Below are 6387 nucleotides of genomic sequence, written 5' to 3'. Positions count from 1 at the left end.
CGACGGTGAAGCGATACCATTACGACAGCCATGATCAGCTGCGCACCCACCTCGCCGACTTCATGAACGCATACAACTTCGCACGCAGGCTGAAGACGCTCAACGGCCTCACGCCCTACGAATACATCTGCAAGGTCTGGACTTCAGAGCCAGCTCGATTCATCCCAAATCCGATCCACCAGATGCCGGGACTGAACACCTAGGCTCCAGTGAACATGCGTCAGAGGAGAATACCTTTTGATAAATCTTTCTGCGGGAAGATACTTCCTGCACGTCGCACGTTTCGGTTCCATCCGGCTGGCTGCGGAGCGACTGCATATTTCACCTTCGGCCATCAGCCGCCAGATCGTAAAGCTGGAACATGAATTGCAGGAGCAGCTTCTGGAGCGCCGCTCTGAGGGAGTCATCCTGACCGAGGCAGGCAAAGTTCTAGCCGAGCATCTGGCGGCGATCTTTGGCCAAATCGACCTTGCCATGGGCGAAATGGCCGACCTGCGCAGCCTCAAAACCGGCGTCCTCTCATTATCGACCGTCGAGGGAATTACCGACCCCTTTTTGTCAAAACATATCACCAGCTTTCGCTCCAGGCATCCCGGGATCGATTTCCGCGTGCGGATCCGCGGTCGGGAGCGAGTGTTGGAAGCTGTCGAGCAGCGCCTGTCCGAAATCGGCTTTATCTATGACCACTTTACCCATCCCGCGATCGAAGCAATCGGTCAGTGGCGGCAGCCGCTTCTGGCGTTGGCGCCGCCCTCGCACCCGTTCACCGACGGCAGACCGCTGATCCTGGCGGATCTTGCGGAACTGCCCTGCGTGCTTCCAGATGATACATTCGGAATTCATTACCTGCTCAACCGCGCCTTTGGTAAGATCAAGAAAAGTCTCAATCCAATCGTGGTTGCTGACCAGTTCCATTTCCTGATCCGACACGCCATCCGTAACAACGCGATTGTTTACATGCCACTCCAGGCAGTTCTGAGCGAAGTGACTTCCGGTCAGCTTCTACCCCTGAACCTGACTTGCCGGGAGTTCGAGCATCGCTTCATCTATGCAGTGGTGCGCAGCGGCCAGCATCGCTCTCCCGCCTGCGAGGCTTTCATCGCATCGATCCTCCCGGTCTTTGCAGAGGGTGAGAGGTCGGATGCTGCATTGCTGGCGCAGCTTCGCGCGGTTCAGACATAGATCTCGACGATCATGTCGGCCTCGACCGGGGCGTTCAGTCCAAGCGTGTGCTGTGTCAGCGCTGCACGGGCATGCATACCGCATTCCTCGCCCCATAGCGCGACGAAGAGATCCGACGCCCCATTCAGTACCAGGTGCGGTTCGGTAAAGTCAGAGGAACAGGTGACATAGCCGATCATCTTAACGATCCGCTTCACGCGGTCCAGATCCCCCAGCACAGCTTTCATCATCGCCAAGTGGTTGATGGCCATAAGGCGTGCTGACGCATAGCCCTGTTCGATCGTAAGGTCAGAACCGATTTTGCCGACATAAGGGAGCACATCCATGTCGTTCTCGTCCGGCTGTGTGCCCAAAGTGCCCGAGGTGTAGAGGATGTTGCCCACAACGACGCCAGGCAGATAATTTCCAATCGGCTTGGGTCGGCGTGGCAGGACAATTCCCATGGCATTCAAGCGGCCTTCGGTTTCATGCGGCACGATCTGACTCCTTGTCTGTTATTTGATCAGCGACAGGATAGGCAGATGCCGCAATACGGCGAGTGCAATTCCGGCAACGAGGGTTTGCCGGATCGGCAACAGCCGTTTTTCGACGACCTTGAGCGAAAATAAATAAACAAAAATAATACTTTAACTTGAAGCGGCAGAATGCGTGTCTGGATTCGCGCTGGATTGGCATCTGAATGAAGGAGTGGATCGGCCACGAGAACCGTATCAGGATGAAGAAGATCAAACCTTCGAAAGGTAACGGAACGTGCCGAAGGCTTCACTTGAAGAGCTTGCAACTCAGCTGCGCGCGGGCACCTTGTGCGCGGCCAGTCTCATGGCTGATGCAACTGACCGGTATGAGCAGACAGAGAACAGATTGAACGCCTACCGCAACTGGGCCGGGCCGTGCGCGATGGTGCAGGCGCAGGCGGTGGACCGAATGCTCCAAACCGGCATGGACCTGGGTCCACTGATGGGCATCCCAGTCTCGATCAAGGATCTATATGGCGTGCCGGGCCTGCCGGTCTATGCCGGAACGGATACCGCCTTTCCCGATGACTGGCAGCGCTCCGGCCCGGTCGTGGCCCGGCTCCTGTCGCAGGCAGGGATCGTGACCGGAAAAACCCATACCGTCGAATTTGCATTTGGTGGGCTTGGCACAAATCCGCATTACGAGACGCCGCTAAACCCGTGGTCTTCATGGGACGCCCCCAGGGTGCCTGGTGGCTCCAGCTCCGGTGCAGGCGTGTCACTGGCACAGGGCAGCGCGCTTGCTGCGCTTGGCACCGATACAGCGGGATCAGTCCGGATCCCAGCCTCGTTTACCGGACAGACGGCATTGAAAATAACGCACGGTCGGTGGTCGCAGGACGGTATCGTTCCGCTGTCGCCTTCGTTGGATACACCCGGCCTGCTGGCGCGCAGTATCGTCGATCTGGCATTTCTATTCACCGCCCTTGACGGCAGCGCGCGCATTGCTGCGAGGGATGTTGGAGGGTTGCGTGTCGGCGTGGTGGAGAACGTCGTCTGGGATGAGATTGACCCGGTCGTCGCCGCAAACACCGAGGCCGCCATCTTGGCACTGGAGGCTGCTGGGGCAAAGGTGACACGGGTCCGGCTTCCCCACGCCGAAGATGCGCTGGACATCTTTCGGCGCGGCGGTCTTGCCGCCCCTGAACTGCGTGCCTTTCTTGATGGAAATTTCCCCGATCGCATAGCGCGGCTGGACCCTGCTGTCATGGCTCGCGTCATGGCTGCGGATGATGTGACTGCGTCGGAGTACCTGCAGCGGCGCGCAGCCCTGTCGGGATACGGCCGGCGGGCACTGGAAGTCTTCGACACGGTTGATCTGTTGGTCACGCCGACCGTCGCAATCTCGGCGCCTTTGTTGGCGGATGTCAGGGACCCGGATGCCTATCGCCTTGCGAACATGCTGGCCCTCAGGAACACGGCGATCGTGAACCTGCTGGGCTGGTGCGCAACGACGCTGCCAACCGGGCTGGACGGGAACGGAATACCTACTGGCCTGCAAATCATTGCACCGCCCCGCCACGAGGAGCTGCTTCTTGCCGCTTCACTTGGGGTGGAAGCTGTGCTTGGCGCCGGTCCTGATTTGCTGGGGCCGCCGCCGCTATAACAAAAAAAATCACCAACAGGAGGATACGATGATCTATCGCAAGCTTGGCATTGGCCTGACACTGCTCCTCGGCACAGCCTTTGCCGGTATGGCCGCAGCCGCAGACTTTGAATTCACCTTTGCCCACGTTCTGACCGAAGACACGCCCAACGCACGTGCCGCAGTCGTCTTCAAGGAAGAGGTCGAAAAGAACTCCGACGGCAGGATCGAGATCAACATCCGTCCCGCCGCGCAGTTGGGCGGCGATGTCGAGATTATTGAGCAGACCCAGATGGGGCTTGTTCATATTGCCATCCCGCCGACGGGCAACCTCGCCAACTTCAATGAACAAATGTATCTCTTCGACCTCCCCTTCTTGATGGAGGATGATGCCGCGATGCAGCGCCTTCTGGATGGCGAGGTTGGCACCGAACTGCTTGCGACACTGGAACCGAACAACCTGCAGGGCATCGCAATGTGGGGCGCAGGCTTTCGCCACATGACGAACAACATTCGCCCCATCAACGGTCCCGACGACCTGAGCGGCATCAAGATGCGCACGTTGCAGGCACCGGCAATTCTTGCGACCTATCGGGCCTTCGGGGCCAACCCAACGGCCATGGCCTATACGGAAGTCTATAACGGGTTGCAGCAAGGTGTCGTCGAGGGTCAGGAAAACCCGCTGGCCAACATTGATTCAATGAAGTTCTACGAGGTGCAGGACTACATGACCCTGACGGGCCATGCTTATCACACCTACGCAGCGGTGATGAACAAGCAGGCTTGGGAAGGCCTGCCAGATGATCTCAAGCAGGTCGTGCAGGATGCAATGATCGTGGGCCGAGATGCCGCGCGCGAATTCACCGCCCAGGACGAGGGCAGAATTCTTGAGGAAATTTCAGCTGAAATTGAAATTCAGGAACTGAGCGATGAAGGCCGTGCCGCCTTCATCGAAGCGTCCCAGCCGATCTATGAGGAGTTTCGCCCTTTGGTAACGCCCCAGCTTATGGACAAGGCAATCGCCGCTGCAAAGGGCGAGTGACGATCGTGGAGAAGAGTTGAGATGATCCTCTGGGTAAATCGTGTCGTGGACTGGATCGAGAATATCTTGGTCACATCCCTCATGCTGATCGCGACGTTCGTCGCGATCATGCAGGTGATCGCACGCTACGTGTTCAACAACTCTCTCTACTGGTCCGAGGAACTGATCCTCTACTCCCTCATCTCCATGAGCTTCCTGACCATGGGGATGGGTGTCCGCTACGCGTCGCATATCAGTGTTGATGCGGTCTACGCCTTTGCCGGTCCGCGCACGGCCAAAGCACTTCAGATCGGGGCTGCATGCCTCGGTCTGATTTTTGCCCTCGTCCTGCTCTGGTATGGATCAAGGCTGGTCATGAACACTTCGCGGATGGGGCAGCTATCGCCTGCGATGCGTATCCCTGTGGGCTACATCTATGGGGTCATACCCACTGCCGCGTGTTTCATGGCCCTTCGTTACCTTCTGGTCCTTCGCGATCTGGCTTTCGGCCAAGGCTACCAGGCGCCTGAAGTCGATATCAAGACAAGCTGAGGACAGATCATGATTGGCGCACTCGTTCCCATCTTCTTCGGCCTGCTGATCTTTGGCCTTCCCATTTTCGCCTCGCTGGCACTGGCGGTTGCAGCAGTCTTCTATTTCGTAGGCGGTATGGACCCGCTGCTCGTGCCAATGCGGATGTTCTCCGGCATGAACAACTTTTCACTGATGTCCATCCCGTTCTTCATTCTCGCCGCCGAGCTGATGCGGATCGGTGGTCTTTCTGACCGGCTGATCGGCTTGGCACGGGCGCTGATCGGATGGTTGCCGGGGGGACTTGCTGCGGCAGCGGTGATGGCCTGCTTGATGTTCGGGTCGATCTCTGGCTCCAGCCCTGCAACGGTCATTGCCATCGGCTCGATCCTTTATCCGGCGATGGTCAAGGCGGGCTATGATAAGTATTTCGCCATCGGGCTGATCGCGACTGCGGGCACTCTTGGGCCCATCGTGCCACCATCGATTGCGTTGATCATCTATGGATCGGTCACAGGCACCTCGGTGGGCGCCCTCTTCGCAGCAGGGCTACTGCCCGCGCTGCTGATTGGTGGACTTCTGATTGGCTACGCGACCTGGTTTTCGGCACGAAAGGGTTATCCCCGCGATCCGTTGCCAACGTTTCGAAGCATCTTCGCGGCGTTGCGCCGCGCGGCGTGGGGTTTAGGCCTGCCAGTAATTCTCTTGGGCGGAATCTATTCAGGTGTGTTCACCCCAACCGAATCCGCAGCAGCTGCGTGCCTCTATGGCTGGCTCGTGGGTGCAGTGATCTATCGCAGCATTTCGTTTCGCGAGACCTTGATCGTTCTTCGAAACACTGGCCTAATCTCTGGACCATTGTTGTTGATCACGGCCGGTGCTTCTGTGTTTTCATGGCTATTGGCGAGTTCGGGGACACCGACCGAGCTTGCTGAATATGTTCTATCGAGCACCGAAAACCCCATCCTGGTTCTGGCAGCCTTCAACGTGATCTTGCTGGTCGCTGGTTGCTTCCTTGACAGCGCATCCGCCATCATCATCCTCGCGCCGCTGATGGCACCGATCGCCCAGGAACTTGGCGTGAATCCGATTCACTTCGGGATCATCATGTTGGTGAACCTTTCGATAGGGATGCTGACGCCGCCCGTCGGCCTTAATCTGTTCGTTGCAATGGGCGTCGCCAAAATGAGCTTGGGCGAGGTGTTCCGTGCCACCATCCCGACGATGTTGCTGATGCTCGTGGCGCTGCTCTGTATCTCCTACATTCCCGTGATCAGCATGCTGATCCCCAACTGGTTATACTGACTTAACATAGGGGTGTCCCATCGCAGTGCTCTGCCCCCTGAAAACTGGACCGTTTGAAACTGGAGTTTTCGGCTAACCTTCCCTGGCTGGAAGAGGAGCAGAGAATGATGAAGGCATCGAGGTTCACGGAAGCGCAAAAGGCGTTCATCCTGAAGCAAGGCGATGAGGGCACGCCGGTGGGCGAGATCTGCCGCAAGGCGGGGATCAGCCAAGCGACCTATTTCAACTGGAAGAAGCGGTATTGCGGG

At 57.8% G+C, this 6387-nt stretch carries 8 protein-coding genes; 7 read left to right on the top strand and 1 reads right to left on the bottom strand.

The window, feature by feature from the left end:
• Positions 1-203, top strand: a 203-nt coding sequence (locus tag ACJJVR_RS04510) for an IS3 family transposase (protein WP_405402189.1), incomplete at its 5' end; no start/stop codon positions are given.
• Between the two features lie 34 nt (positions 204-237).
• Positions 238-1182, top strand: coding sequence for a LysR family transcriptional regulator (locus ACJJVR_RS04505; protein WP_405402592.1), 945 nt, complete (start codon positions 238-240; stop codon positions 1180-1182).
• Here the strand turns inward: ACJJVR_RS04505 and ACJJVR_RS04500 are convergent.
• A complete protein-coding gene (locus ACJJVR_RS04500) occupies positions 1173-1658 on the bottom strand; it encodes a RidA family protein (protein WP_405402591.1) in 486 nt (161 codons plus the stop codon). The genes ACJJVR_RS04505 and ACJJVR_RS04500 overlap by 10 nt on opposite strands.
• A gap of 274 nt (positions 1659-1932) precedes the next feature.
• On the opposite strand from ACJJVR_RS04500, the gene ACJJVR_RS04495 reads away from it, so the two are divergent.
• The 5 genes from ACJJVR_RS04495 to ACJJVR_RS04475 form a co-directional block, all read left to right on the top strand.
• Entirely contained in the window at positions 1933-3303 is a 1371-nt protein-coding gene (locus ACJJVR_RS04495; RefSeq protein WP_405402590.1) for an amidase, read from the top strand.
• Positions 3304-3331: 28 nt separating this feature from the next.
• Positions 3332-4324 (top strand): DctP family TRAP transporter solute-binding subunit, encoded by a 993-nt coding sequence (locus ACJJVR_RS04490; RefSeq protein WP_405402588.1) that lies wholly within the window; start codon positions 3332-3334, stop codon positions 4322-4324.
• Between the two features lie 21 nt (positions 4325-4345).
• A complete protein-coding gene (locus ACJJVR_RS04485) occupies positions 4346-4855 on the top strand; it encodes a TRAP transporter small permease (RefSeq protein WP_405402587.1) in 510 nt (169 codons plus the stop codon).
• Between the two features lie 9 nt (positions 4856-4864).
• Positions 4865-6139, top strand: coding sequence for a TRAP transporter large permease (locus ACJJVR_RS04480; protein ID WP_405402584.1), 1275 nt, complete (start codon positions 4865-4867; stop codon positions 6137-6139).
• Positions 6140-6246: 107 nt separating this feature from the next.
• A partial coding sequence (locus tag ACJJVR_RS04475; protein ID WP_405402593.1) for a transposase occupies positions 6247-6387 on the top strand: 141 nt, incomplete at its 3' end.

The sequence above is a fragment of the Paracoccus sp. Ld10 genome, from assembly GCF_045064235.1.
In the GTDB taxonomy this organism is placed as follows: Bacteria; Pseudomonadota; Alphaproteobacteria; order Rhodobacterales; family Rhodobacteraceae; genus Paracoccus.
The sequence above is the reverse complement of the archived record's forward strand: the minus strand, read 5'-3'. Positions and strand labels throughout refer to the sequence as shown.

Coding starts and splice junctions, on each gene's coding strand:
- ACJJVR_RS04490 (WP_405402588.1), top strand. CDS start 3,332: ATGATCTATCGCAAGCTTGGCATTGGCCTGACACTGCTCCTCGGCACA.
- ACJJVR_RS04485 (WP_405402587.1), top strand. CDS start 4,346: ATGATCCTCTGGGTAAATCGTGTCGTGGACTGGATCGAGAATATCTTG.
- ACJJVR_RS04480 (WP_405402584.1), top strand. CDS start 4,865: ATGATTGGCGCACTCGTTCCCATCTTCTTCGGCCTGCTGATCTTTGGC.